General features: G+C 62.4%; 25 protein-coding genes. 22 read left to right on the top strand and 3 right to left on the bottom strand.

All coding sequences use genetic code 11. The features are described from left to right. Positions 1-36: 36 nt before the first annotated feature. The 14 genes from pyrH (at position 37) to KW832_RS13325 (ending at position 13,534) form a co-directional block, all read left to right on the top strand. Positions 37-759, top strand: coding sequence for a UMP kinase (gene pyrH / locus KW832_RS13390; protein WP_010457839.1), 723 nt, complete (start codon positions 37-39; stop codon positions 757-759). Between the two features lie 51 nt (positions 760-810). Continuing rightward, positions 811-1,371, top strand: coding sequence for a ribosome recycling factor (gene frr, locus KW832_RS13385; RefSeq protein WP_055398246.1), 561 nt, complete (start codon positions 811-813; stop codon positions 1,369-1,371). A gap of 289 nt (positions 1,372-1,660) precedes the next feature. After that, positions 1,661-2,392: a polyprenyl diphosphate synthase gene (uppS, locus tag KW832_RS13380; RefSeq protein WP_121420552.1), complete on the top strand. Its 732-nt coding sequence runs from the start codon at positions 1,661-1,663 to the stop codon at positions 2,390-2,392. Positions 2,393-2,419: 27 nt separating this feature from the next. Beyond that, positions 2,420-3,274 carry a phosphatidate cytidylyltransferase gene (locus KW832_RS13375; protein WP_218300317.1) on the top strand — a complete coding sequence of 285 codons (855 nt, stop codon included), beginning with the start codon at positions 2,420-2,422 and terminating at the stop codon, positions 3,272-3,274. Further along, a complete protein-coding gene (ispC, locus tag KW832_RS13370) occupies positions 3,271-4,452 on the top strand; it encodes a 1-deoxy-D-xylulose-5-phosphate reductoisomerase (protein ID WP_218300316.1) in 1,182 nt (393 codons plus the stop codon). The genes KW832_RS13375 and ispC overlap by 4 nt, the downstream gene beginning before the upstream one ends. Before the next feature lie 26 nt (positions 4,453-4,478). Beyond that, positions 4,479-5,843: an RIP metalloprotease RseP gene (gene rseP, locus KW832_RS13365; protein ID WP_218300315.1), complete on the top strand. Its 1,365-nt coding sequence runs from the start codon at positions 4,479-4,481 to the stop codon at positions 5,841-5,843. 45 nt (positions 5,844-5,888) lie between these two features. Beyond that, positions 5,889-8,186 carry an outer membrane protein assembly factor BamA gene (gene bamA, locus KW832_RS13360; protein ID WP_121420548.1) on the top strand — a complete coding sequence of 766 codons (2,298 nt, stop codon included), beginning with the start codon at positions 5,889-5,891 and terminating at the stop codon, positions 8,184-8,186. Further along, on the top strand, positions 8,186-8,707 hold the full coding sequence (locus tag KW832_RS13355; RefSeq protein ID WP_121505967.1) for an OmpH family outer membrane protein: 522 nt from the start codon (positions 8,186-8,188) through the stop codon (positions 8,705-8,707). Before bamA ends, KW832_RS13355 begins: the two co-directional genes overlap by 1 nt. 24 nt (positions 8,708-8,731) lie before the next feature. After that, entirely contained in the window at positions 8,732-9,715 is a 984-nt protein-coding gene (gene lpxD, locus KW832_RS13350) for a UDP-3-O-(3-hydroxymyristoyl)glucosamine N-acyltransferase (protein WP_218300314.1), read from the top strand. Between the two features lie 16 nt (positions 9,716-9,731). Next, the gene (fabZ, locus tag KW832_RS13345) at positions 9,732-10,172 is read left to right on the top strand and encodes a 3-hydroxyacyl-ACP dehydratase FabZ (protein WP_010457855.1); all 441 of its coding nucleotides are present in this window, start codon (positions 9,732-9,734) and stop codon (positions 10,170-10,172) included. Positions 10,173-10,193: 21 nt separating this feature from the next. Further along, positions 10,194-10,982 (top strand): acyl-ACP--UDP-N-acetylglucosamine O-acyltransferase, encoded by a 789-nt coding sequence (lpxA, locus tag KW832_RS13340; RefSeq protein WP_218300313.1) that lies wholly within the window; start codon positions 10,194-10,196, stop codon positions 10,980-10,982. Between the two features lie 10 nt (positions 10,983-10,992). Then, positions 10,993-12,156, top strand: coding sequence for a lipid-A-disaccharide synthase (lpxB, locus tag KW832_RS13335; RefSeq protein ID WP_218300312.1), 1,164 nt, complete (start codon positions 10,993-10,995; stop codon positions 12,154-12,156). Further along, positions 12,122-12,748: a ribonuclease HII gene (gene rnhB / locus KW832_RS13330; protein ID WP_055398236.1), complete on the top strand. Its 627-nt coding sequence runs from the start codon at positions 12,122-12,124 to the stop codon at positions 12,746-12,748. The genes lpxB and rnhB overlap by 35 nt, the downstream gene beginning before the upstream one ends. Positions 12,749-12,760: 12 nt before the next feature. Next, on the top strand, positions 12,761-13,534 hold the full coding sequence (locus KW832_RS13325) for an RNA methyltransferase (protein WP_218300311.1): 774 nt from the start codon (positions 12,761-12,763) through the stop codon (positions 13,532-13,534). A gap of 60 nt (positions 13,535-13,594) precedes the next feature. Here the strand turns inward: KW832_RS13325 and KW832_RS13320 are convergent, their stop codons facing one another. Further along, complete coding sequence (locus KW832_RS13320) at positions 13,595-14,410, bottom strand: hypothetical protein (RefSeq protein WP_218300309.1); 816 nt, start codon at positions 14,408-14,410, stop codon at positions 13,595-13,597. 288 nt (positions 14,411-14,698) lie between these two features. Here KW832_RS13320 and carA point away from each other — a divergent pair, with 288 nt between their 5' ends. The 5 genes from carA (at position 14,699) to KW832_RS13295 (ending at position 20,721) form a co-directional block, all read left to right on the top strand. Then, the gene (gene carA / locus KW832_RS13315) at positions 14,699-15,871 is read left to right on the top strand and encodes a glutamine-hydrolyzing carbamoyl-phosphate synthase small subunit (RefSeq protein ID WP_218300308.1); all 1,173 of its coding nucleotides are present in this window, start codon (positions 14,699-14,701) and stop codon (positions 15,869-15,871) included. Between the two features lie 20 nt (positions 15,872-15,891). Continuing rightward, positions 15,892-16,317: a hypothetical protein gene (locus KW832_RS13310; protein WP_055398232.1), complete on the top strand. Its 426-nt coding sequence runs from the start codon at positions 15,892-15,894 to the stop codon at positions 16,315-16,317. 10 nt (positions 16,318-16,327) lie between these two features. Beyond that, on the top strand, positions 16,328-19,594 hold the full coding sequence (gene carB, locus KW832_RS13305; RefSeq protein ID WP_121420540.1) for a carbamoyl-phosphate synthase large subunit: 3,267 nt from the start codon (positions 16,328-16,330) through the stop codon (positions 19,592-19,594). 180 nt (positions 19,595-19,774) lie between these two features. After that, entirely contained in the window at positions 19,775-20,251 is a 477-nt protein-coding gene (gene greA / locus KW832_RS13300; protein WP_055398230.1) for a transcription elongation factor GreA, read from the top strand. A gap of 11 nt (positions 20,252-20,262) precedes the next feature. Further along, a complete protein-coding gene (locus KW832_RS13295) occupies positions 20,263-20,721 on the top strand; it encodes a DUF4149 domain-containing protein (RefSeq protein ID WP_055398229.1) in 459 nt (152 codons plus the stop codon). Positions 20,722-20,760: 39 nt separating this feature from the next. Here the strand turns inward: KW832_RS13295 and KW832_RS13290 are convergent, their stop codons facing one another. Continuing rightward, complete coding sequence (locus tag KW832_RS13290; protein ID WP_055398228.1) at positions 20,761-21,546, bottom strand: hypothetical protein; 786 nt, start codon at positions 21,544-21,546, stop codon at positions 20,761-20,763. After that, a complete protein-coding gene (locus KW832_RS13285) occupies positions 21,546-22,019 on the bottom strand; it encodes a YhbY family RNA-binding protein (RefSeq protein ID WP_055398227.1) in 474 nt (157 codons plus the stop codon). Before KW832_RS13285 ends, KW832_RS13290 begins: the two co-directional genes overlap by 1 nt. Positions 22,020-22,066: 47 nt before the next feature. Between KW832_RS13285 and KW832_RS13280 the strand changes: the two genes are divergently transcribed. From KW832_RS13280 to folP, 3 genes are all read left to right on the top strand, one after another. Then, positions 22,067-22,729, top strand: a complete 663-nt coding sequence (locus tag KW832_RS13280) for an RlmE family RNA methyltransferase (protein ID WP_055398226.1) — start codon at positions 22,067-22,069, stop codon at positions 22,727-22,729. A 175-nt stretch (positions 22,730-22,904) separates the two neighbouring features. Continuing rightward, complete coding sequence (gene ftsH, locus KW832_RS13275) at positions 22,905-24,824, top strand: ATP-dependent zinc metalloprotease FtsH (protein ID WP_055398225.1); 1,920 nt, start codon at positions 22,905-22,907, stop codon at positions 24,822-24,824. A gap of 116 nt (positions 24,825-24,940) precedes the next feature. Next, positions 24,941-25,768 (top strand): dihydropteroate synthase, encoded by an 828-nt coding sequence (gene folP / locus KW832_RS13270; RefSeq protein ID WP_218300306.1) that lies wholly within the window; start codon positions 24,941-24,943, stop codon positions 25,766-25,768. Positions 25,769-25,784 lie beyond the last annotated feature (16 nt).

Here is a 25,784-nt window from a genome sequence, read left to right as displayed (position 1 = left end):
ACCAAAGCCTCGTACCACTTACCGGAGAAATTTCCCATGTCCAACGCTGCACCAGCCCACAAGCGCATTTTGCTCAAGCTGTCTGGTGAGGCGCTGATGGGGGATGACGCCTTCGGCATCAACCGCGCCACCATCGTGCGGATGGTCGAGGAGATCGCCGAAGTGACCCGCCTGGGTGTCCAGGTGGCCGTGGTGATCGGTGGGGGCAACATCTTCCGTGGTGTCGCCGGGGGCTCGGTCGGGATGGACCGTGCCACCGCAGACTACATGGGCATGCTGGCCACCGTGATGAACGCCCTGGCCCTGGCAGACGCCATGGACAAGCAGGGCCTGGTGGCCCGAGTGATGTCCGCCATTGCCATCGAGCAGGTGGTTGAGCCCTATGTGCGCCCCAAGGCGCTGCAGTATCTTGAAGAGGGCAAGGTCGTCGTGTTTGCGGCCGGCACAGGCAATCCTTTCTTCACCACCGACACCGCCGCAGCGTTGCGCGGTGCCGAAATCGGTGCTGAACTGGTGCTCAAGGCCACCAAGGTGGACGGCGTTTATACTGCCGACCCCCAGAAGGACCCCACGGCCACGCGTTATACGAAGCTCAGCTTTGACGAGGCCATGTCCCGCAATCTGGGCATCATGGATGCGACCGCGTTTGCCCTGTGCCGCGACCAGAAGCTGCCCGTGCGGGTGTTCTCCATCATCAAGCACGGCGCCCTGAAGCGTGTGGTGATGGGTGAAGACGAAGGTACGCTGGTTTACGCTTGACGACAATGGCCGAGGCCTGCCCACGATGCAGGCGGGCGCCCAGGAGAAAACATGACGATTGCCGACATCAAGAAAAATGCAGAAACCAAGATGGACCAGTCCATCTCGGCTTTCAAGAACAACCTGCAGAAGATCCGCACCGGCCGTGCCAACCCGGCGTTGCTCGATACCGTCCAGGTCGAGTATTACGGCTCCTTGGTGCCCCTGAGCCAGGTGGCCAACGTGGCGCTGATCGATTCGCGCACCATCAGCGTGCAGCCCTGGGAAAAGGGCATGGGCGCCAAGATCGAGAAGGCCATCCGCGAAAGCGACCTGGGCCTGAACCCTGCCTCCATGGGCGACCTGATCCGCGTACCCATGCCGCCTATGAGCGAAGAGCGCCGCAAGGAAATGACCAAGCTCGCCCGCAACGAGGGCGAGAGCGCCAAGATTGCCGTGCGCAACCTGCGCCGCGATGCAAACGAGTCCGTCAAGAAGCTCGTCAAGGACAAGCTGGCCTCCGAGGACGACCAGAAGCGCGCCGAAACCGACGTGCAGAAGTTCACCGATAAGCATATCGCCGAGATCGATGCGCTGGTGGCCGCCAAAGAGCAGGAAATCATGGCGGTCTAGAGCGTGTTATGCGCTTTTACGTACCCGCGTTGGCCCCACACGCAGGTGATCGCAAGGCGCAGTGCGCAGGCAAGGCCCCGGCCTTGGCAAGCGCTGCAGCGCCGCGAGTGCCTGCGTGTGGGGCCAACCCTTTGGGAAAGTCGGGGAAAGGCCCGGCTACGTCGTTGCAAGCCGCTGGCGGTATTCATACCGCGGCGCGTCCTGCGCCTAGTTGCCGGGCCTTTCCCCGACTTTCGCGGGCACTTAAAAGTGCATCACACGCTCTAGGCCCCAGGGCTTGAACATTCACATGGCTGACTCTTCGTTGGTGCCGCACCACATTGCCATCGTCATGGATGGCAACGGCCGCTGGGCCACGCGCCGTTTTTTGCCGCGCTTGGCGGGCCACAAGCAAGGCGTGGACTCACTGCGCCGCTGTGCACGCGCCTGCGTGCAGCGCGGTGTGGCTGTACTCACGGTGTTTGCGTTCTCCTCCGAAAACTGGAACCGCCCCGCCGACGAGGTCTCTGGCCTCATGGAATTGTTGGCGATGGCGCTGGCGCGCGAAGTGCCGCAACTCAAGAAGGATGGCGTGCGCCTGTATTTCGTGGGTGAGCGTGCGGGTCTTTCGCAGAAGGTCCGCGATGGCCTGGCGCAGGCAGAAGCCGCTACGGCTGAAAACACCCGCCTGGTGCTCAACGTGTGTTTCAACTACGGTGGCCGCTGGGACATTGCCCAGGCAGCAGCGTCGCTGGCGGCACGCGGTGAGCCTATCACCGAGGCCAGCCTGCAGGGTGCAATGGGCATGGCCCATGTGCCCGATCCCGACCTGGTGATTCGCACCGGCGGGGAAATGCGGATCAGCAACTTTTTGCTGTGGCAGGCCGCATACTCCGAGTTTTTCTTCAGCGACCGGTTGTGGCCGGATTTCGATGAGTCGGCGCTGGACGAGGCGATTGCTGCCTTCGGTGGCCGCGAGCGCCGTTTTGGCAAAACCTCCGAACAAATCCTGTCCGCGCATCCCCAGCCGATGCCGGGCTAAGAACCTGAACAGGTTCTGAAAGGCCCCATGCTCAAGCAGCGCGTTATCACAGCCCTTGTCCTGCTGGCCATTTTGCTGCCGGCGCTTTTTTACCCATCTACGGTGCCCTTCACCGTGGTCGTGTTGGTGCTCATGGCTGCGGGTGCCTGGGAGTGGGGGCGTCTGAGCGGTTTTGGCCAGGCCGGCTCTCTGACCGTGGGCGCTGCTTGTGTCGCACTGTGTGCGGGTTCGTGGGCCCTGGGCTGGGTCGATCGTCCGTTGACCGCCCTGTGGGTGGTGGGCGGGGGCCTGTGGGTCTTGGCGGCTGCCTGGCTGCTCAAGGCAGGGGTGCCTGGTTGGCCCCGGATTCCGGGTGGAGTGCGCCTGGTGGCAGGGGTATTGGCGCTGTGGCTCGCTTGGCTCGCCGTAGTGCAGGCGCGCAATGTGGGTATCAATTTTCTGCTGTCGGTGCTGCTCTTGGTGTGGGTCGCAGACATCTTTGCTTATTTCACTGGCCGTGCTTTTGGCCTGCGCTTCACAAAAGGCAAGCTGGCCCCTTCGATCAGTCCTGGCAAAAGCTGGGAGGGCGTGTGGGGCGGTTTGGCTGGGGTCGTGGTCATGGCCTTCGTCTGGGTCGTGGCCGATGCGCACTGGCAGGCGGCTGTGCCCAGTTTTTACAGCCGAATGGCGCTACAAGGCTGGTGGATGCTGGTGCTTGCCGCACTGTTCATGGTGGCCATGAGTGTGTCGGGAGATCTCGTGGAGTCCCTCATCAAGCGCAGTGCCGGTGTGAAGGACAGCAGTGGCCTGCTGCCCGGCCACGGTGGTGTGCTCGACCGCGTGGATGCTCTGCTGCCCACGCTCCCCCTGGCCATGATGCTCACGAGCCTGACGACTCCATGAAGAAACAACAAATCACCGTCCTCGGTTCCACCGGCTCCATTGGCACCAGCACGCTGGATGTGGTGGCCCGCCATCCCGATCGCTTCGAAGTGTTTGCGCTCAGCGCTGCCACCCAGGTCGATCTTCTTCTGGCGCAGTGTGCACAGTTCCGTCCTCGCTTCGCGGTGATGGCGAGCGCGCCCCATGCGGCGCTTCTGGCTGAAAAATTGGTGGCCAATAGCCTTCCAACGCAGGTCCTTCAAGCGCAAGATGCTCTTGAATTGATAGCGTCACACGAAGAGGTGGATGCGGTGATGGCGGCCATTGTGGGCGCTGCGGGTCTCGCACCGTGTCTGGCGGCTGCGCGCGCGGGCAAGAGGTTGCTGCTGGCCAACAAGGAAGCGCTGGTGGTTGGTGGTGGGTTGTTCATGCAGACGGTGCGCGAGGGGCGGGCGACGCTGTTGCCCATCGATAGCGAACACTCCGCCATCTTTCAATGCCTGCCCGAAGACCCTGCCACTTGGGCGCAACGGGTGGACAGCATTTTGCTTACGGCTTCCGGGGGGCCGTTTCGGCAACGAGACCCGTCCACGCTGGCTGAGATCACACCTGCCCAGGCCTGCGCGCATCCCAATTTCTCGATGGGGCGCAAGATTTCGGTGGATTCGGCCACGATGATGAACAAGGCGCTCGAAGTGATCGAGGCCCGCTGGCTGTTCGATCTGCACCCGGACCAGATCAAGGTGGTGATCCATCCGCAGCAGATCATCCATTCCATGGTGCAGTTCAAGGATGCATCGATCCTGGCTCAATTGGGAACGCCCGACATGCGCGTGCCCATTGCCTGCGGCCTGGCCTGGCCGGAGCGCATTGCGAGTGGCGCGAGCAAACTGGACTTTTCGACCCTGTCCGCGCTGGCGTTTGAAGATGCTGACGCCCACCGCTTCCCGGGTTTGCACCTGTCCTGGCAAGCGCTGAAAGCGGCCGAAGGGACGACGGCCGTATTGAATGCTGCCAATGAGGTGGCTGTGGGAGCGTTCTTGTCGGGACGGCTTCGTTTTGACCATATTCATGCCGTGAATCTTGCAACTTTGGAGGCGGTTTCCCCCTCCAAGCCCAATTCGCTCGAAGCGTTGCTGGACCTGGACAGCCAGGCACGCAATGCCGCTGAGCAAGTTGCAGACCGCCTGGCGGCCTGAGTTTCCACCGCAACACGGACCCGCACATGCTCCTCACCATCGTTGCCTTCATCGTGGCCCTCGGCCTTCTGATTGCCGTACACGAATACGGCCACTACCGGGTGGCCGTGGCGTGCGGAGTGAAGGTGCTGCGCTTCTCGGTGGGCTTTGGCAACCCGCTGCTGCGCTGGCAACCCAAGGGCTCGCCCACGGAGTTTGTCCTGGGGGCGTTTCCGCTGGGTGGATACGTGCGCATGCTGGACGAGCGGGAAGCGCCTGTGCCCCCCGAAGAGCGGCATCTGGCCTTCAACACCCAACCTCTGCGGTCTCGCGCTGCCATCGTGGCCGCAGGCCCTGTTGCGAATCTGCTGCTGGCCGTGCTGTTGTATTCCATCGTCAACTGGAACGGGGTGGAGGAGCCCAAGGCGGTCCTGGCCAGCCCGGTGGCTGGTTCCGTGGCGCAGAGCGCGGGCCTGCGTGGCGGTGAACTGGTCGCGCAGGCAGCATTGGGTTCTGACGACCTGGAACCCGTACGGTCGTTTGAAGATTTGCGCTGGCTGCTTACTCGCGGTGCCCTGGAGGGGGTGAACGTGCGCCTGGATGTGCAGCCACAGTCGGGGGCTGCACACCGGGAAATTGTGCTGGACATGTCGAAGATCGACAGCCGCGAAGCAGACGCCCAGCTGTTTCGCAAAATAGGCATTCTGGGGCCATGGACACGTCCGGTGCTGGGCGAGGTCATGCCTGACGGAGTCGCTGCGCGCGCCGGATTGCGCCAAGGGGATGTAGTGCTCAAGATTGGTGCCATCGATGTGGTGGATGGCCAGCAGCTGCGCGAGTTGATCCGGCAGTCCGTGCGTGGCAGCGAGCCACTGGCCCAGCCTTGGCGCGTGGATCGCGCGGGGCAGGTGCTGACCTTGGATGTTTTGCCGGAGGCCAAGCCGGAACTGGGCGCGACCATAGGCCGCATTGGGGCCTACGTTGGCGCTCCACCTGATTTCGTGACCGTTGAATATGGCGTGTTGGAAGGCGCTTGGGCCGGTGTGGTCAAGACCTGGGATGTGTCGGTATTGACGCTGCGCATGATGGGCCGCATGGTGATTGGTGAGGCATCTCTCAAGAACATCAGCGGGCCCTTGACCATCGCCGACTATGCCGGGCGTTCTGCCAGCCTGGGCCTGACGCAGTACCTCGTTTTCCTCGCCCTGATCAGCGTGAGCCTGGGCGTGCTCAACCTGCTGCCGCTGCCCGTCTTGGACGGAGGGCACCTGATGTATTATCTTTGGGAGGGTGTCACGGGCAGGGGGGTGTCAGACGCGTGGATGGAGCGCCTGCAGCGTGGAGGCGTTGCGGTCTTGCTTCTCATGATGTCCATTGCCCTGTTCAACGATATCACTCGGCTCTTTGGCTAACACTTTTGCCGCGCTTGCCCTGCAACTGCGGCACCAGCTTCATTCATGAAAAAACACATCAATCGCCTGGGCGTGCGTACCGCATCGGCCGTTGCAGCCATGATTTTTGCCGCCAATGCGGCATGGGCTCTGGAGCCTTTCAAGGTGCAGGACATCCGCGTCGAGGGGCTGCAGCGCGTCGAGCCCGGCACCGTGTTTGCCTCCATGCCACTGCGGGTTGGTGACGACTACAACGACGAGAAGGGCGCAGCTGCCATTCGCGCACTTTTCGGTCTGGGCCTGTTCAAGGACGTGCGCCTGGAGGCGACTGGCAATGTGCTGGTGGTTGTGGTGGAGGAGCGCCCCACTGTGGCCGACGTGGATTTCGCCGGCACCCGCGAGTTTGACAAGGACGCGCTGAAGAAGGCCATGCGCGATGTCGGGCTGACCGAAGGTCGTCCCTATGACAAGGCGCTGACCGACCGTGCCGAGCAGGAACTCAAGCGCCAGTACATCAACAAGAGCCTCTATGGCGCCGAGGTCGTCACGACCGTGACCCCGATCGAGCGCAATCGTGTCAACCTGACTTTCACCGTGGTCGAAGGCGATCCCGCCCGCATCAAGGAAGTACGCATTGTTGGCAACAAGGCCTTCAGCGAATCCACGCTCAAAGGCCTGTTTGATCAGGACACCGGTGGCTGGCTCAGCTGGTACACCAAGTCGGACCGCTATTCACGTGCCAAGCTCAACGCCGATCTGGAAACCCTGCGCTCCTACTACCTGCAGCGCGGCTATCTCGAATTCCGTGTCGATTCCACCCAGGTCGCTATTTCGCCCGACAAGCAGGACATTTCCATCACTGTCAATGTGACCGAAGGTGAGCGCTATGTGGTGTCTGGCGTGAAGCTGGAAGGCAACTACCTGGACCGGGAAGATGAGTTCAAGTCCCTGGTCACCATTCGCCCTGGCGAACCCTACAACGCGGACCAGGTGACTGAAACGACCAAGGCGTTTTCCGAGTATTTCTCCCGGTTTGGCTTTGCGTTCGCGCGGGTAGAAGCCGTGCCAGAGATTGACCGCGAAAACAACCGCGTTGCTTTTGTTCTGCAGGCGGAGCCCTCGCGCCGTGCCTATGTGCGCCGCATCAATGTGAGCGGCAACAACCGCACACGCGACGAAGTGATCCGCCGCGAGTTCCGCCAGTACGAAGCCTCCTGGTACGACGGTGAAAAAATCCGCCTGTCGCGTGATCGCGTGGACCGCCTGGGCTTCTTCACTGAGGTCAATGTGGAGACCCAGGAGGTCCCGGGCTCTCCAGACCAGGTGGACCTGGTGATCAACGTGGCAGAAAAACCCACCGGATCGCTGCAGATGGGGGTGGGTTTTTCCAGCGCCGAAAAGGTGTCGCTGTCGTTTGGTATCAAGCAAGAGAACATTTTTGGCTCTGGCAACTACCTGGGCATTGATGTCAACACCAGCAAGTACCGCCGCACGCTCGTGTTCAGCACCACCAATCCGTACTTCACGCCCGACGGCATTTCTCGCACGCTGGACGTGTACTACCGCACGGACAAGCCTTACGAAGACCAGGGCGGTAACTACGAGTTGGTGACCACCGGCACGTCGGTGCGATTCGGTGTTCCGTTCAGTGAAACCGATACCGTGTTCTTTGGCGGTGGGCTGGAGCAGACCAAGATCAAGGCGGGTACGAACATTCCCGCCACCTACCTGGCCTATGCCGACCAGTTTGGCTACAGCAGCACCTCCATTCCTTTGACGATCGGTTGGTCGCGGGACGACCGCGACAGCGCTCTGGCACCGAATTCGGGCCGCTATCAGCGCCTCAATTCAGAATGGTCGGTGGCTGGGGATGCTCGCTACGTGCGGGCCAACTACCAGTACCAGCAGTACGTACCGCTGAACAAACGTTTCACCATCGCCTTCAATGGCGAGGTGGGTATCGGCAAGGGCATGAATGGCCGGCCATTCCCGGTGTTCAAGAATTTCTATTCGGGCGGGTTGGGCTCGGTGCGTGGCTTTGACCAGGGTACCCTGGGTCCGCGCGACGTGACGGGGGCCTCTTTGGGGGGGCCAAAGAAGGTGACGCTGAACGCGGAGCTGATCGCGCCGTTCCCGGGTGCAGGGAACGACCGGACGCTGCGTGTATTCACCTTCTTTGACGTGGGTAATGTGTACGGAGAAAACGAAAAAGTTACCTTCAGTGACATGCGTTCTTCCGTGGGCCTGGGCTTGAGCTGGATTTCCCCGCTCGGTCCTTTGCGTCTGGCTTTTGCGCAACCGGTGCGCAAGTTCGCCGGCGATAGAATCCAGAAACTGCAATTCCAGATTGGAACGTCTTTCTAATGAAATCCATTTCTCGCCATATCTCTTTGGCTCTGCTGCTTGGCTCCCTGGCCGTGGCTGCCCCTGCGCAAGCTCAAGAGTCGTTCAAAGCCGGTTTTGTCAATACAGACCGCATCTTCCGTGAGGCCAGCACTGCCAAGGCTGCACAGGCCAAGCTGGAGCAGGAGTTCTCCCGTCGCGAGAAAGAACTGGTGGACATGGGCAGTACCCTGAAGACCGCCACAGAGAAATTCGAACGCGAAGCCCCCACGATGGCTGAAAGCCAGCGCACGACCCGCCAGCGCCAGCTGGTGGACCAGGACCGTGAATTCCAGCGCAAGCGCCGCGAGTTCCAGGAAGACCTGAGCGCCCGCAAGAACGAGGAACTGTCCCAGGTGCTCGAACGTGCGAACAAGGTCGTCAAGCAAGTGGCTGAAGCCGAGAAGTACGACGTGATCCTCCAGGAGGCCGTCTACATCAACCCCAAGCATGACATCACCGACAAGGTGATCAAGGCGCTGAATGCCTCTGCTGGCAAGTAAGCCACAGCCCTGGACAGGTGGCGCGTGAGCTTGCTTCTTGGGCACATAGTTGATGCGCTCGGTGGCTCGCTGGAAGGAGGTGCGACACGGGATGTCGTCATCTCCCGCATCGCGCCCCTGGAGGTTGCCGGGCCGGGAGATCTCAGTTTCCTGAGCAACCCCCGCTACCAACAGCAACTGGCCGCCTCCCGGGCGGCCTGTGTCATTGTGGCGCCTGCCATGCGCGATGCCGCTCTGGCACGTGGTGCCTGCATCGTGTCGGACAACCCCTACGTGTATTTCGCGCGTGCCACCCAGTTGTGGCGGCAACGCAATGCGCCAGCGCAGCGCGCGGGGGTACACGCCAGTGCCGTGGTGGATCCCACGGCACAGGTGCACCCCACTGCGACCATTGGGCCGCTGTGTGTGGTGGAGCGTGGAGCGCAGGTGGGTGCGGGGACCATCCTCAAGTCGCGTGTGACCGTGGGCGAGGATTGCACCATCGGCGCGCGTTGCATCGTGCACGCCGGTGTGGTGATCGGCGCGGATGGTTTTGGCTTTGCGCCCGAGCAAGGGCAGTGGGTCAAGATCGAACAGCTCGGTGCCGTGCGCATCGGAGACGACGTCGAGATCGGCGCCAACACCTGCATCGACCGGGGCGCGCTGCAGGACACGGTCATCGAAGATGGTGTCAAGCTCGACAACCTGATTCAGATCGGCCACAACGTGCGCATCGGCAAGCACTCGGCCATGGCTGGGTGTGTGGGGGTGGCTGGCAGCGCGACCATTGGCGCGCACTGCACTGTGGGCGGCGGGGCGATTGTGCTGGGCCATCTGGAGCTGGCCGACAACGTGCATATCTCGGCAGCTACCGTGGTCACACGCTCGCTCACGCGGCCTGGGCAATACACGGGCATGTTTCCCATCGACGACAATGCGCGTTGGGAAAAAAACGCTGCAACACTCAAACAACTGCACAGCTTGCGGGAGCGCATCAAGGCGCTTGAGCAGGCTCTCAAGGCAGCATGAACGGAAGAACAACTCGATGATGGATATTCACGCAATTCTCAAGCAACTGCCCCACCGCTACCCGTTCCTGCTGGTGGACAAAGTGATCGAGCTTGAGAGCAACACCCGCATCAAGGCCATCAAGAACGTGACGTTCAATGAGCCCTATTTCATGGGGCATTTCCCCGGACGTCCCGTGATGCCGGGTGTGTTGATCCTGGAAGCGCTGGCCCAGGCTGCGGGCTTGCTGGCGTTTGATGCCATGGGCAAGGTGCCCGATGAGAACAATATCTACTACTTTGTGGGCATTGATGGCGCGCGTTTCAAGCGCCCGGTGGAGCCCGGCGACCAGTTGATCCTGAGCATCACCATCGATCGCGTTCGTGGTGGCATCTGGAAGTTCAAGGGCGTGGCCAGCGTGGGCGAAGAGGTGGCCTGCGAGGCCGAACTCATGTGCACCATGCGCAGCGTGGGTTGACCGACCCTGGCCTGTTGGATCGTGAGCAATATTCATCCCACTGCCATTGTTGCGGACGGCGCACGCCTGGACCCTTCGGTCACGGTAGGACCGTATGCGGTTATTGGTGAGCATGTATCGATCGGTGCGGGCACGGCGGTCGGCGCACATTGCGTCATTGACGGGCGCACGACGATTGGCGCCGACAACCGCATCTTTCAGTTCAACTCCATCGGCGCCATCCCGCAGGACAAGAAGTATGCGGGCGAGCCTACCGAACTGGTCATCGGCGACCGCAACACCATCCGCGAGTTCTGCACCCTGAACCTCGGTGTGCCCCAGGCCGGTGGCATCACCACGGTGGGGGACGACAACTGGATCATGGCGTACACCCACATCGCCCATGATTGCCATGTGGGCAACCACACCACGCTGGCCAACAACACCACCCTGGCAGGCCATGTCCACCTGGGCGATTGGGTGACGGTGGGTGGGCTTACCGGCATCCACCAGTTCGTCAAGGTCGGGGCGCATGCCATGGTGGGCTTTGCCAGCGCAGTGTCGCAGGACGTGCCCCCCTTCATGCTGGTGGATGGCAACCCGCTGGCCGTGCGGGGCTATAACGTGGTGGGGCTGCGCCGCCGCGGCTTCTCGCCCGAGCGCATTGCTGCGGTCAAGCAGATGCACAAGCTGATCTACCGCCAGGGCCTCACGCTGGAGGCTGCACGTGCCGCCATTGCTGAGCTGGTGCAGTCCTCACCGCAGGCCAGCGAGGATGCCGCGATGATGGAGCGGTTCCTGGCCGACGCCACGCGCGGCATAGCGCGCTGAGGGCTGGGTGATGGCTGCTTCCCCCCGTGTCGCCATGGTGGCGGGCGAGACATCGGGCGACCTGCTGGCCGGTCTGTTGATCGACGGCATGCAGGCCCATTGGCCAGACCTGAAGACCTGCGGCATTGGTGGCCCGCAAATGCAACGCCGGGGTTTTGATGCCTGGTGGCCCAGCGAGAAGCTGGCCGTGCATGGCTACAGCATGGAAGTGCTGCGCCGTCTGCGCGAGTTGCTGGGCATCCGCAAGCAACTGCGTGAGCGGTTGCTCAAGGACCGCCCGGATGTCTTCATCGGTGTGGATGCCCCTGATTTCAACCTGGGGCTGGAAGCTGACCTGCGCGCTGCGGGCATCAAGACCGTGCATTTCGTGTGCCCCTCCGTCTGGGCCTGGCGCGCGGAACGCGTCGAGAAGATTCGCCGCAGCGCTGATCATGTGTTGTGCATCTTTCCGTTCGAGCCTGAACTGCTCGCGCGGCATGGCATCGCCGCCACCTACGTGGGGCACCCGCTGGCGGGTGTGATTCCCATGGTGCCGGACCGCGCTGCGGCCCGTGCCCAGCTCGGGCTGCAGGATACGGACGAGGTGCTCGCCATTCTGCCGGGCAGCCGCTCTTCGGAGATCGCCTACATCACTCAACCCTTCTTTGAGGCTGCAGCGCTTGTCAGAAAAGCGCGACCAGCTATTAAATTGATAGTACCCGCCGTTCCGGCGCTGCGTGATCGCATCGTGCAAGCGGCGCAGGCGGCTGGGCTGGGCGGTGTGGCGCAGATCGTTTCCGGGCAATCCCACGCCGTGCTCGCCGCCTGCGACACCACGCTGATCGCCAGTGGCACCGCCACGCTGGAGGCGGCCCTGTTTAAGCGCCCTATGGTCATTGGCTACCACATGCACCCATTGAGCTGGTGGCTTATGCGCCGCAAGCAGTTGCAGCCCTGGGTGGGCTTGCCCAACATCCTGTGTGGCGACTTCGTGGTGCCCGAGCTGATCCAGGATGCCGCGACACCCCAGGCGCTTTGTGCGGCAACACTCCAATGGCTGGATGCCCGCCAGCACCATCCCGAAAAAATCACGGCCCTGGAGCAGCGCTTTACGGCGCTGCACGAGAGCCTGCGCCGCAACACTCCCCAACTGGCTGCCGATGCGATCCAGAAAATCCTCCATCCCGCTGCCTGAACAGGCCTGCCTGCCCTGGCACCCGCCAGGCCTTGTGGCCGGCGTGGATGAAGCGGGCCGTGGCCCGCTGGCGGGGCCTGTGGTGGCTGCTGCAGTCATCCTGGACGATCTGCATCCCATCGCAGGCCTGGCAGACTCCAAGAAGCTCACGCCCGCCCGGCGCGAAAAGCTCTACGACGAAATCCGCGCCAAGGCGCTGTGCTGCAGCATTGCCGAGGCCAGCGTGGAAGAGATCGATCAGCTCAACATCCTGCAGGCCACGATGCTGGCCATGCGGCGGGCCGTGATGGGGCTGCGCCTGAAGCCCGTCATGGTCCTCGTCGATGGCAATCGGCTGCCCACGCTCGACATCCAGGCTGAGGCCATCGTCAAGGGCGATGCGCTGGTGCCGGCCATCTCGGCCGCGTCCATCCTGGCCAAGGTGCACCGTGACCGCTGGTGTGTGCAGGTGCATGAAGAATTTCCCCAATACGGATTTGCGGGCCACAAAGGCTATGGCACGGCGGTGCACATGGCGGCCCTGCGCGAGCACGGCGCGTGCGTCCACCACCGGCGTTCCTTTGCGCCCGTGGCGCAGAATCTGCGCGGCTGAACCTGCCCACCCATGACATCCTCTTCGATCACCACCATCCATTCGCGGGACAACACGTTCGTGAAAGACCTGCGCCGTCTTGCGCAGGACACCACGGCCTACCGCAAGCAAGGCCGGGTTTGGCTGGAGGGCGATCACCTCTGCCGCGCGGCCCTGGAGCGTGGCCAGCGCGCATCCATTGCGGTGTTTTCAGAGTCTTTTTGGCCGCTGGCGCAGGTAGAGTGGGCGCAAAATGCTATGAAAATCATAGTAATTGCTGACGCACTGTTTGCCGACATCAGTGGGCTGGAGTCGCCCGCTCGGATGGGTTTCATCATGGATTTGCCCGCGCCCGCTGCGGTGCATCCGGGTGCGGCGACCGTGGTGCTGGACCGTGTGCAGGACGCCGGTAATGTGGGCTCCATCCTGCGCAGTGCGTCCGCGTTCGGGTTCCGGCAGGTGGTGGCTATCAAGGGCAGCGCTGCGTTGTGGTCCCCCAAGGTCCTGCGTGCAGGCATGGGTGCGCATTTCGCGCTGGACCTGATCGAGGGCGTGGAGCACGGCGAGCTTCAATCGCTGCAGGTGCCCATGCTCGTTACCAGCTCGCACGCCGGAGACTGGTTGCACCGTGCCGCCTTGCCCTGGCCGTGTGCATGGGTGTTGGGCCACGAAGGGCAGGGCGTTTCCCCTGCACTGGAAGAGCGTGCCGCTCTGCGCATCCGCATTGCACAACCGGGCGGCGAAGAGTCGCTCAATGTGGCGGCCGCTGCAGCGATCTGCCTGCATGCGAGCGGCGCCGGGCGCTGAAGCCACCGCTTCTTGATCGTTTCCAGCAGATCTCAGGGGGCGGAGCGCCTCACTCTTTTTTTAGAGATTGCGCAGGAACTGGCGCACGAATTCTTCCTGGTTGGGGGCGTCCTTCTCCGTGCTGAACAGCACCTGCTGGTTCTCCACCCGGATTTTCAGCTGCGGCGCGAATTTGCATTGCACCAAGCCCAGGCCGGGTGCCGTGCTTTTGAAGGCGGGGGTGTTGCGGCACATGGACTCCAGCTCTGATGCCACCACGCCGCAGAAGCTGCCGATGCTCAGCGACTGGAGTTTTTCGTCGTCAATGGTGGCCCAGTCAACGTTGGTCTTCACTGGCGTACTGCATGCAGCGGTGGCGTCCTGGTCGGCCTTGGCCAGTTCGGCCTGCACGCTGGCCAGGCGCTTGTTGCGGTCAAAGCGGGCCAGCTTGTCCTGCAGGCCCTGCTTTTGTTGGCCTTTGTAGCTGGCCAGCAGGTCCGCCAGCTTGAAGGCCTTGCTCTTTTCTTCACTGAAGGCCAGTGGCACGCCATCGCGCTTGCCTGGCAGGTACACCACATAGTGGTCGCCATTGCGATAGGCCTGGTTCTGCTTTTGCAGCAGACCGTAGCTGCGGCCATCGAGCGTGGTGGCGTATACCTCGCGCGCCGAGCCCCGTTGCTCCAACTGGCTCAGGAAGACGACCTGATCGATGGGGTCGTTGATGCCACTCACTCGCACCAGGGCCTGCTTGCCGTCTGCGGTGGGAGCCAGCACGACTTCAACGCCCTGGGGCGCCACGAAGACCTGGGGGTATTTCGCCAGCTCCAGGGCCTGAGCGGCCATGGCGGCACACAGGCCTGCCAGGAAAAGGGCGAGGGGGCGGAGAAAAATGCGCATCGGGATCAGCCTTTGGAGTGGGGGTGGTAGGGAAACGGGGCGAAGTCTAGGGTGCCCGTTGTCCTCTGAAATGCCTGGAACACTTGCTTACGTAACAAGGTTATGCAAGACGCGCATTTGTTGGTGAGCTTGCCATGAAGGATATAATCGGGAGCTTTTCTCGCAACAGCGTCGCCCGACCGCACCCAAAGCAACAACCCATCTGAGAGCAGCCACCAGCACTTGCGTACCTTTGCGTGCACGAGTGGACTGCAGGCGCCGGGCGACCGTAACCATCCGGAGAACCCAGTGCTTTTGTCTCTACAGGGAAACTTCCCGCCCGCCATCCTGGCGCTCGCAGACGGCACGGTCTTTATCGGCAATTCGATTGGTGCCACCGGCACCACTGTCGGCGAAGTGGTGTTCAACACCGCCATCACCGGCTACCAGGAAATCCTCACCGACCCGAGCTACTGCCAGCAGATCGTGACCCTCACGTATCCGCACATCGGCAACTATGGCGTCAATGTGGAGGACATCGAAGCCGACAAGGTCCACGCCGCAGGCCTGATCATCAAAGACCTGCCGCTGCTGGCAAGCAACTTCCGCTCCACGGACACGCTCTCGCAGTACCTCGTGCGTGAGAAGACCGTTGCCATCGCCAACATCGACACCCGAAAGCTCACGCGCCTGCTGCGCAGCAAGGGTGCGCAAAACGGCACCATCATCGGCCTTGCCGCAGGGCAGGCTATCACGCAGGCGCTCATCGACGAAGCCATCGCCAAGGCCAAGGCGGCCCCCAACATGGCCGGGCTGGACCTGGCCCAGGTGGTGACCACGGCAGCGCGTTATGAGTGGACGCAGACAGAGTGGAAACTGGGTACTGGCTACGGCGAACTGTCGGCCCCACAGTTTCACGTAGTGGCGTACGACTTCGGCGTCAAGAAGAACATCCTGCGCATGCTGGCGGAACGTGGCTGCAAGGTCACCGTGGTGCCAGCAAAGACGCCGGCCGCTGATGTGCTGGCTCTCAAACCCGATGGTGTTTTCCTGTCCAACGGCCCTGGCGACCCCGAGCCTTGCGACTACGCCATCGCCGCGACCCGCACCATTGTGGACAGTGGCATGCCCACGTTCGGCATCTGCCTGGGGCACCAGATCATGGCCCTGGCTGCTGGTGCCAAGACCTTCAAGATGACCCACAGCCACCATGGTGCCAACCACCCGGTGAAGGACCTGGATACGGGCCGCGTGAGCATCACGAGCCAGAACCACGGTTTTGCGGTGGACATGGAATCGCTGCCCGCCCATCTGCGCGCCACGCACGTCAGCCTGTTTGACGGCACGCTGCAAGGGCTGGTCCACAAGGACAAGCCCGCTTTCTGTTTCCAGGGGCATCCTGAGGCATCCCCCGGTCCGCACGACATCGCATACCTCTTTGACCGCTTCACCGACGCCATGCGCGCGGCAAAAGCCGGTTAAGCGCGGAAGGAAACAGCACCATGAAACTGTTCAGCTTCCCCCTTGCATCGCTGGAAAAGGCGATCCACAAGCGTGTCCTGACCCTGCCTTCGCCCCACCGTGAGTGGTTCACGGAACGTTGGGCGCAAAAGCCCTACAAGAAAGCGTTCGTCGAGAACAAGGCCATGCCGCTCGTCACGCTCGTGGCCAAGGGCAAGACGCTGGACGATGCTGCCTTTGCAGAGCTGCTGCAGGAGTGGGAAGTGACGTTTTATGACGCGGAAGAAGAAGTCTTGCGCCCACTGATCCAGGGCGACGGCCTGCTGCAGCTGATGCAGAAGAACCTTCCTCCCGCACGCGCCGAGGCGCTGCTTGCCAAGTTGACCCAGCGGCGTTTGCCCGCAGATGCAACAGCAGCCTCTGCCCCAACCCCCAGCCCCCAGGCAGCCGAACCCACGATCGACTGATCGACGCACCATGCCAAAACGCACAGACATCAAAAGCATCCTCATCATCGGCGCTGGCCCCATCATCATCGGCCAGGCCTGCGAGTTCGACTACTCCGGCGTACAGGCCTGCAAGGCCCTGCGCGAAGAGGGCTACAAGGTCATCCTGATCAACAGCAACCCTGCGACGATCATGACCGACCCGGCCACGGCCGACGTCACCTACATCGAGCCCATCACTTGGCAGACGGTCGAGAAGATCATCGCCAAGGAGCGTCCCGACGCGATCCTGCCCACCATGGGTGGCCAGACAGCGCTCAACTGCGCGCTGGACCTGTGGCACAACGGCGTGCTCGACAAGTACAAGGTCGAGTTGATCGGTGCCACCCCCGAAGCCATCGACAAGGCCGAAGACCGCTTGAAGTTCAAGGACGCCATGACCAAGATCGGTCTGGGCTCGGCGCGCTCCGGCATCGCCCACAGCATGGACGAAGCCTGGGCCGTGCAAAAGACCGTGGGTTTCCCCACCGTGATCCGCCCCAGCTTCACGCTGGGCGGGACCGGCGGCGGCATTGCCTACAACCCTGAAGAGTTCGAGACCATCTGCAAGCGCGGCCTGGAAGCCTCGCCCACCAACGAGCTGCTGATTGAAGAGTCGCTGCTTGGCTGGAAGGAGTACGAGATGGAAGTGGTCCGCGACAAGGCGGACAACTGCATCATCATCTGCTCCATCGAAAACCTGGACCCGATGGGTGTGCACACGGGCGACTCGATCACCGTGGCCCCCGCGCAGACGCTGACCGACAAGGAATACCAGATCATGCGCAACGCCTCGCTGGCAGTGCTGCGTGAAATTGGTGTGGACACGGGTGGCTCCAATGTGCAGTTCTCGGTCAACCCGAAGGACGGCCGCATGATCGTCATCGAGATGAACCCGCGCGTGTCGCGTTCGTCGGCGCTGGCCTCCAAGGCCACGGGCTTCCCCATCGCCAAGGTTGCCGCCAAGCTGGCCGTGGGCTACACGCTGGACGAGCTCAAGAACGAAATCACGGGCGGTGCGACGCCTGCATCGTTCGAGCCTTCGATCGACTACGTGGTCACCAAGATCCCACGTTTTGCGTTCGAAAAATTCCCCACAGCCGACAGCCGCCTGACTACGCAGATGAAGTCGGTGGGCGAGGTCATGGCCATGGGCCGCACCTTCCAGGAGTCCTTCCAGAAAGCCCTGCGCGGCCTGGAAGTTGGCGTGGACGGCATGAACGAGAAAACCCAGGACCGCGAGACGCTCGAAAAGGAACTGGGCGAGCCCGGTCCCGAGCGCATCTGGTACGTGGGCGATGCGTTTGCCATGGGTCTTTCGGTCGACGAAGTGTTCGAGCTGACCAAGATCGACAAATGGTTCCTGGTGCAGATTGAGCAGATCGTGAAGATCGAGCTGGACATCGACAAGCTGGTGGCCGAAAAGGGTGACGGTGCCCTGGCGGCGCTGGATGCCGGCACGCTGCTCACGCTCAAGCAAAAAGGTTTCTCCGACCGCCGCTTGGCCAAGCTGCTCAAGACCACCGAGAAGGCGGTGCGCGAAGCACGCCGTGCGCTCAAAGTGCGCCCCGTGTACAAGCGTGTGGACACCTGTGCGGCCGAGTTCGCTACCAACACCGCGTACCTGTACTCCACTTACGAAGTCGCCACCCACGGTGGTGTCGCCGAGTGCGAGTCGGAGCCTACGAACAACAAGAAGATCATGGTGCTGGGCGGTGGCCCCAACCGCATCGGCCAGGGCATCGAGTTCGACTACTGCTGCGTGCATGCGGCCCTTGCCATGCGCGAAGACGGCTACGAGACCATCATGGTCAACTGCAACCCCGAAACCGTCTCCACAGACTATGACACCTCCGACCGCCTGTACTTCGAGCCCGTGACGCTCGAAGACGTGCTGGAGATTGTGGACAAGGAAAAGCCAGTCGGCGTGATCGTGCAGTACGGCGGCCAGACGCCCCTGAAGCTTGCCCTGGGTCTGGAGGCCGCTGGCGTCCCGATCATCGGCACCAGCCCCGACATGATCGACGCGGCTGAAGACCGCGAGCGCTTCCAGAAGCTGCTGGGTGAGCTCGGCCTGCGCCAGCCGCCCAACGCTACGGCACGCACCGAACCCGAAGCCCTGGAAAAGGCCGCCGCTCTGGGCTACCCCCTGGTGGTGCGCCCCAGCTACGTGCTGGGCGGCCGCGCAATGGAAATCGTGCACGAGCAGCGCGACCTGGAGCGCTACATGCGCGAGGCCGTGAAGGTAAGCAACGACTCGCCCGTGCTGCTCGACCGCTTCCTCTCCAACGCCATCGAGTGCGACGTGGACTGCGTGCGCGATTCTGCGGGCGTCACCTTCATCGGCGGGGTCATGGAACACATCGAGCAGGCGGGCGTGCACAGTGGTGACTCTGCCTGCTCACTGCCCCCGTACTACCTGTCGCAGCCCACCATCGACGAGATCAAGCGCCAGACCGCCGCCATGGCCCAGGGCCTGAACGTGGTAGGCCTGATGAACGTGCAGTTTGCCATCCAGGAGATGGACGGCAAGGACGTGATCTACGTGCTGGAAGTGAACCCCCGCGCCTCGCGCACGGTGCCGTTCGTTTCCAAGGCCACGGGCATCCAGCTGGCCAAGGTCGCGGCGCGTTGCATGGCGGGTCAAACGCTGGCCTCGCAGGGCATCACCAAGGAAGTGACACCGCCGTACTTCAGCGTGAAGGAGGCCGTGTTCCCGTTCGTGAAGTTCCCCGGCGTGGACACCATCCTCGGCCCAGAGATGAAGTCCACCGGCGAAGTCATGGGCGTGGGCAAAACCTTCGGCGAAGCCTTTGTGAAGAGCCAACTGGGTGCTGGCACCAAGCTGCCCACATCGGGCAAGGTGTTCCTCACCGTGAAGAATGCCGACAAGCCGCGTGCCGTGGACATCGCCCGCCAACTGGTGGCGCTGGGCTTTGAGCTGGTGGCGACCAAGGGCACTGCAGCTGCGATTGCCGAAGCTGGCGTGCCTGTGGGTGTGGTCAACAAGGTGACCGAAGGCCGTCCGCACATCGTGGACATGATCAAGAACAACGAGATCGTCATGGTCATCAACACCGTGGAAGAGCGCCGCAATGCGATTGCCGATTCGCGTGCGATCCGCACCTCGTCGCTGCTGGCCCGCGTGACCACGTTCACGACCATCTTTGGCGCCGAGGCGGCGGTGGAGGGCATGAAGTACCTGGACAAACTCGACGTGTACTCGGTGCAGGAGCTGCACGCCCAACTGGCTGCCTGAGCATCGGCAAAAGCGGCATAATTGCCGCCTGAACAGACACCGCCGCGCGGCAACGTGCGGCGGTTTCCTTTTGTAGACTTGCCATTCGCATCGCCCAGCGCAGCGCGGGCATGCCTGGCGATTGACCGGTGGAAGTGCTTCTGGCGCTTTCACCGTTTTGATTTATGGAGACGCAACACGATGGCCACCATTCCGATTACCAAGCGCGGTGCTGAAAAGCTCAAGGAAGAACTGCACCGCCTCAAGACCGTAGAGCGCCCCGCTGTGATCACGGCAATTGCCGAAGCGCGCGCGCAGGGCGACCTCAGCGAAAACGCTGACTATGACGCCGCCAAGGACCGCCAGGGCTTCATCGAAGGCCGCATCCAGGAGATCGAGGGCAAGCTGTCGGTGGCGCAGGTGATCGACCCCAGCGCCGTGGATGGCGGCGGCAAGGTCGTCTTTGGCGCCACGGTCGAACTGGAAGACGAAGAGTCTGGCGACCTCGTGAAATACCAGATCGTGGGCGAGGACGAGGCGGATCTGAAGCAAGGGCTCATCAATATCTCGAGCCCTATCGCCCGCGCCTTGATCGGCAAGGAAGAGGGCGATACCGCCGAAGTGCAGGCTCCCGGCGGGATTCGCCGCTACGAAGTGGTGGCGGTCAGCTACCAGTGAGCGGGAACGGCATGTTCCACCGCCTTCCTGCCCTGGTCGCTGCGCTCTGGTGGGGCAGCCTGACTACCATCGGGTTTCTGGTCGTTCCCATGCTGTTTGCCCACCTTCCGTCGCCCATGGTGGCGGGCAACATGGCGGCCAAGCTGTTTGCGGCGCAGACCTGGGTGGCGGTCGCCTGCTGTCTGGTTTTGCTGCTGATTTCAAGGCCAAAACAGGCGATAGCGCAGTATCCATGGGCGCAAGCTGCTATGGTTTTTATACTCGGTGGCATGCTGCTGGCGCTGCTCACGCAGTTTGGCGTGGCGCCGCGTATCGTGGCGCGGCAGGATTTGCGCCTGTGGCACAGCGTGGGGACGGTGATGTATGTGCTGCAGTGGTGCTGCGCACTGGCCGTGTTGTGGCAAACACTGCGCCAGGTTCAGAAGCCGCCGTTGTTGCCGGTCGGGCCTGACGGCACTGCAGACGACTGAACCGAGCGCTGGTCGCAACCAGCGCTGCCTCCAAACCGCCTATTCGCGCCAGTGCTCCGCCACCCAGGTGGCCGGACGAATGAAGCGAAACCGCCGGTTGCGCCGCCCGGCCAAAGCATCGGGGGGATTGCATTCCCCATGAAAGATCACGATGCGTGCGCCCGCTGGCACAAACGGCGGCCGCCAGTAGTTGGTCGGCCAGGGCGGTATCCCGTGGTATTTGAAACTCGGGCACCACGCCGCAGGCCAGTATTGCAACTTGCCCTGCCGGTGCAGGAAGTCCGACAAGTAGGCCTGCTCGTTGCGAAACTGCTCACGAATTTCTGAGAAATGCGCGCGAAAGTGCTCCAGCACGTCGGGGTGAGCTCCCAGCTCAAAGCGATAGACCGAGGAGTTGCCCGTGATGCGCCAGGGGCGCTTGTAGTCGTGGATGATCAGGAATTCACCCGGCTGGGTGAAAAAATCGTCCAGGCTGCCGGTGATGACCACGTCCACATCCAGGAACAAGGCCGTGCCTCGAAGTCCGTGCAGGTCCTTGCTGAAAGTGACCAGCTTGGTCCAGCCCCGCTCGGGGATGCCGGGTGGCAGATCGAGTGCGGGGATGGGCAGGCACTGCACTTCGCTGCGGATGCCCGTGCTGTCATCGGTCAGGCAGACAAAGCGAAAATCCCCGCTCAGGTGCCTGCGCACCATGGCATACAGCCGGTTGACGTATTCGGGGCCGTATTTCGTGCCCCACTTCATGCAGAGGATGTGGCGGACGGGCGCCATGCCGGCAGGTGCTGCAAAGTTTGCAGGTACTGCCGAACCTGCATCGTGGCTCATCAGTCTGCCTGGCGCTTCTTGATTGATTTTTGCTTGGGCTTGGCGCGTTTGATCTGGCCGCCCGAAGTGAGGCGCTGGTTGCCCAGCACGCGCAGTTGCTTGATCTCGGGGCGCTGGCCGCCGCGCTTGCTGTATTTGAGCACCTTGACGTCGCGTGGGCCTGGCATGCGGTCCTCATCGACCGTACGTTCCTTGACGGGTTGGGGGCGCCACAGTACCAGCAGCTTGCCGATGTGCTGGATGGGGGCTGCGTTGAGTTCGGCGGTCAGCTCCTGGTACATCAGCTCGCGCGCCACGCGGTCATCGTTGAAAACGCGCACCTTGATCAGGCCATGGGCGTTCAGGGCGGCGTCGATTTCCTTCTTGACCGCAGGGGTGAGTCCATCGCCGCCGACCAGGACGACGGGGTCCAGGTGATGGGCATTGGCGCGTTGTTCCCGGCGCTCGGCGGGAGTCAGTTGAATTTGGGGCATGGGCCGTATTATCGGCGGTGCTGATTGTCGAGAGACAATGGAGCGGTATGAAAGTCAAAACCCAAAGCAAGAAGGTCAACAAGGCGTGGTTGAACGACCATGTCAACGACACCTATGTCAAATTGGCCCAGAAAGAGGGATACCGGGCACGCGCCGCCTATAAGCTCAAGGAAATCGACGAACAGCTAGGCCTCATCAAACCCGGTTACACCGTGGTGGATCTGGGTTCCACGCCGGGCGCCTGGAGCCAGTACCTGCGCAGGCGCATGTCGCCCGGGGGGGCTGCAGCGGGCCAACTCAACGGCACCATCATTGCGCTAGACCTTCTGCCCATGGAGCCCATCGAGGGCGTTACCTATATCAACGGTGATTTTCGTGAGGCGGAGGTGCTGGAGCGCCTGGAGCAGGCCCTGGATGGCCGGGTGGTGGATGTTGTCGTTTCGGACATGGCTCCCAATCTGTCCGGTATCGAATCGGCCGACGCTGCGCGCATTGCCCATCTGGTCGAACTGGCTGTGGAGTTTGCTTGCAACCATTTGAAACCGGATGGGGCCCTGGTGGTCAAGCTGTTCCATGGCAGCGGCTACAGCGATCTGGTCACGCTGTTCAAACAGACCTTCAAAGTGGTCAAGCCGTTGAAGCCCAAGGCCTCCCGCGACAAATCGTCCGAGACCTTTCTGGTGGGCATGGGCCTCAAGAAGACCGCCTGAACGGGCTTGCCTCAGGTCAAGAATCCGTGAATTTCGACCCTAAAGCCCGTGCTGTTTCCATGGCCGCTAGGGGGAATAGGGATGGCCGGGTGGCTTGAAACACCTAAAATGGGCCGCACATGCGTGCCATGACGGCAGTGTGTCCGTTTTCTGTTTCCCGCAACTGGAGCCCCGCTTGAACAATCAGTGGTTTTCAAAAATTGCCGTGTGGCTGGTTATTGCCATGGTGCTGTTCACGGTGTTCAAACAGTTTGACACCCGTGCCGGAGCCAGCGCAGGCCACGTCGGCTACTCGGAGTTCCTGGAGGAAGTCCGCAGCAACCGCATCAAGAGCGCGACCATCCAGGAAGGCCAGGGCGGCACCGAGATCGTGGCCGTCACCAATGACGACCGCAAGATCCGCACGACCGCCACCTATCTGGACCGTGGCCTTGTGGGCGATCTCATCAACAACAACGTCAAGTTCGACGTCAAGCCCCGTGAAGAAGGCTCCCTGCTCATGACCCTCCTGGTCAGCTGGGGCCCCATGCTGCTGCTGATCGGCGTGTGGGTGTACTTCATGCGTCAGATGCAGGGCGGCGGCAAGGGCGGTGCCTTCAGCTTCGGCAAGAGCAAGGCGCGCATGCTCGACGAAAACAACAACCAGGTCACGTTCGCGGACGTGGCGGGTTGCGACGAGGCCAAGGAAGAAGTCAAGGAAGTCGTGGACTTCCTGAAAGATCCGCAGAAATTCCAAAAGCTGGGTGGCCGCATCCCACGCGGCCTGCTGCTGGTGGGCCCCCCTGGCACCGGCAAGACCCTGCTTGCCAAGTCCATCGCAGGCGAAGCCAAGGTGCCGTTCTTCAGCATCTCGGGCTCCGATTTTGTGGAAATGTTTGTCGGCGTGGGCGCGGCCCGTGTGCGCGACATGTTCGACAACGCCAAGAAGAACGCTCCGTGCATCATCTTCATCGATGAAATCGACGCGGTGGGCCGCCAGCGTGGTGCTGGCCTGGGCGGTGGCAACGACGAGCGCGAACAGACCCTCAACCAGATGCTGGTTGAGATGGACGGCTTCGAAACCAACCTGGGCGTGATCGTGGTGGCTGCCACCAACCGCCCCGACATCCTGGACGCCGCCCTGCTGCGCCCTGGCCGTTTCGACCGTCAGGTCTATGTGACGCTGCCCGATATCCGTGGCCGCGAGCAGATCCTGAACGTGCACATGCGCAAGATCCCGATTGGTCAGGACGTGGCCCCTGGCATCATTGCCCGTGGCACCCCTGGCATGAGCGGTGCCGATCTGGCCAACCTGTGCAATGAAGCTGCCCTGATGGCTGCGCGCCGCAATGCCCGTACCGTCGAGATGCAGGACTTCGAGAAGGCCAAGGACAAGATCCTCATGGGCCCCGAGCGCAAGAGCATGGTCATGCCCGAGGAAGAGCGCCGCAACACGGCCTACCACGAGTCTGGCCACGCCCTCATTGGCAAGCTGCTGCCCAAGTGCGACCCCGTGCACAAGGTCACCATCATTCCCCGTGGCCGGGCCCTGGGCGTGACGATGAGCCTGCCTGCCCAGGACCGCTACAGCTACGATCGCGAATACATGCTCAACCAGATCAGCATGCTGTTTGGTGGCCGCATCGCTGAAGAAGTGTTCATGAATCAGATGACCACTGGGGCCAGCAATGACTTCGAGCGTGCCACGCACATTGCCCGTGACATGGTCACCCGCTACGGCATGACCGATGCCCTGGGGCCTATGGTCTACGCAGAGAACGAAGGCGAAGTGTTCCTGGGCCGTTCGGTGACCAAGACCACGACCATGAGCGAGCAGACCATGGAAAAGGTGGACATGGAAGTGCGCCGCATCATCGATGAGCAGTACAACCTGGCCCGCCGCCTGATCGAAGAGAACAGCGACAAGATGCACGCCATGGCGAAGGCCCTGCTCGAATGGGAGACCATCGACACCGAGCAGTTGGACGACATCATGGCTGGCAAGGAGCCCCGTCCTCCCAAGGACTGGACGCCCCGTACACCTCCCTCGGGCGGCGACAACTCCAGCGGCGGCACGCCTGCGGTGACGACGGACACCGCACCATCGGCCGCCTGATTGCTGGCCGGTCCATCCGTTCTCACGGGGCCTTGTGCCCCGTTTTTCATGGCTGGTGTTGTGCTGTCTCCCGACCTCCACCAGGAAGGCGCCTGTGACCTTTTCTCGATCCCCCCATGATCTGGCAGACCTCCCGTTTCTCTATTGACCTGGCCGAGCCCCGCGTGATGGGCATCGTCAATGTCACGCCGGACTCGTTCTCCGACGGCGGGCGGCATGGCTCCACCGCTGCGGCCCTGCGGCATTGCGAGCAGTTGCTCCGCGACGGGGCACACATTCTGGACATTGGTGGGGAGTCCACGCGCCCCGGCAGTCCGGCGGTGCCGCTGGACGAAGAGCTGGCGCGTGTGGTGCCTCTGGTGCAGGGCGCGGTGTCCCTGGGGGTGCCTATCTCCATCGATACCTACAAGCCCGAGGTCATGCGCGCGGTGCTGGACCTGGGCGCGGACATCATCAATGACATCTGGGCATTGCGCCAGCCGGGTGCCGCAGAGGTGGTGGCATCGCACCCGCAATGTGGGGTGTGCCTGATGCACATGCACCGCGACCCCCAAACCATGCAGGTGGCCCCGATGGAGGGCGATGTGGTACAGCAGGTACTATACTTTTTGCAGCGCTCTGCGCTTGACCTGCAAGCGCTAGGGGTCGAAAAGAACCGGATTGTGCTGGACCCGGGTATTGGTTTTGGCAAAACGGTGGAACAGAATTTTGCGCTGCTGGCGCACCAGTCGGTGCTGCGGGCTGCAGGCTATCCTCTTCTGGCAGGCTGGTCCCGCAAGTCCTCGCTGGGCGCGGTGACGGGCCTGGCGGTAGAGCAGCGCATGGTGCCCAGCGTGGCGGCGGCGGTGTTGGCCGTGGAGCGTGGAGCTTCTGTGGTGCGCGTGCACGATGTCCGCGAAACCGTGGCGGCGCTCGCGGTGTGGCGTGCAATGCAAGCGGTCTGACGGGGTCTTCCGGAGG

Origin of the sequence: Acidovorax sp. sif0632 (assembly GCF_019218805.1) — a bacterium.
Classification (GTDB): Bacteria; Pseudomonadota; Gammaproteobacteria; order Burkholderiales; family Burkholderiaceae_C; genus Acidovorax; species Acidovorax facilis.
The sequence above is the reverse complement of the archived record's forward strand: the minus strand, read 5'-3'. Positions and strand labels throughout refer to the sequence as shown.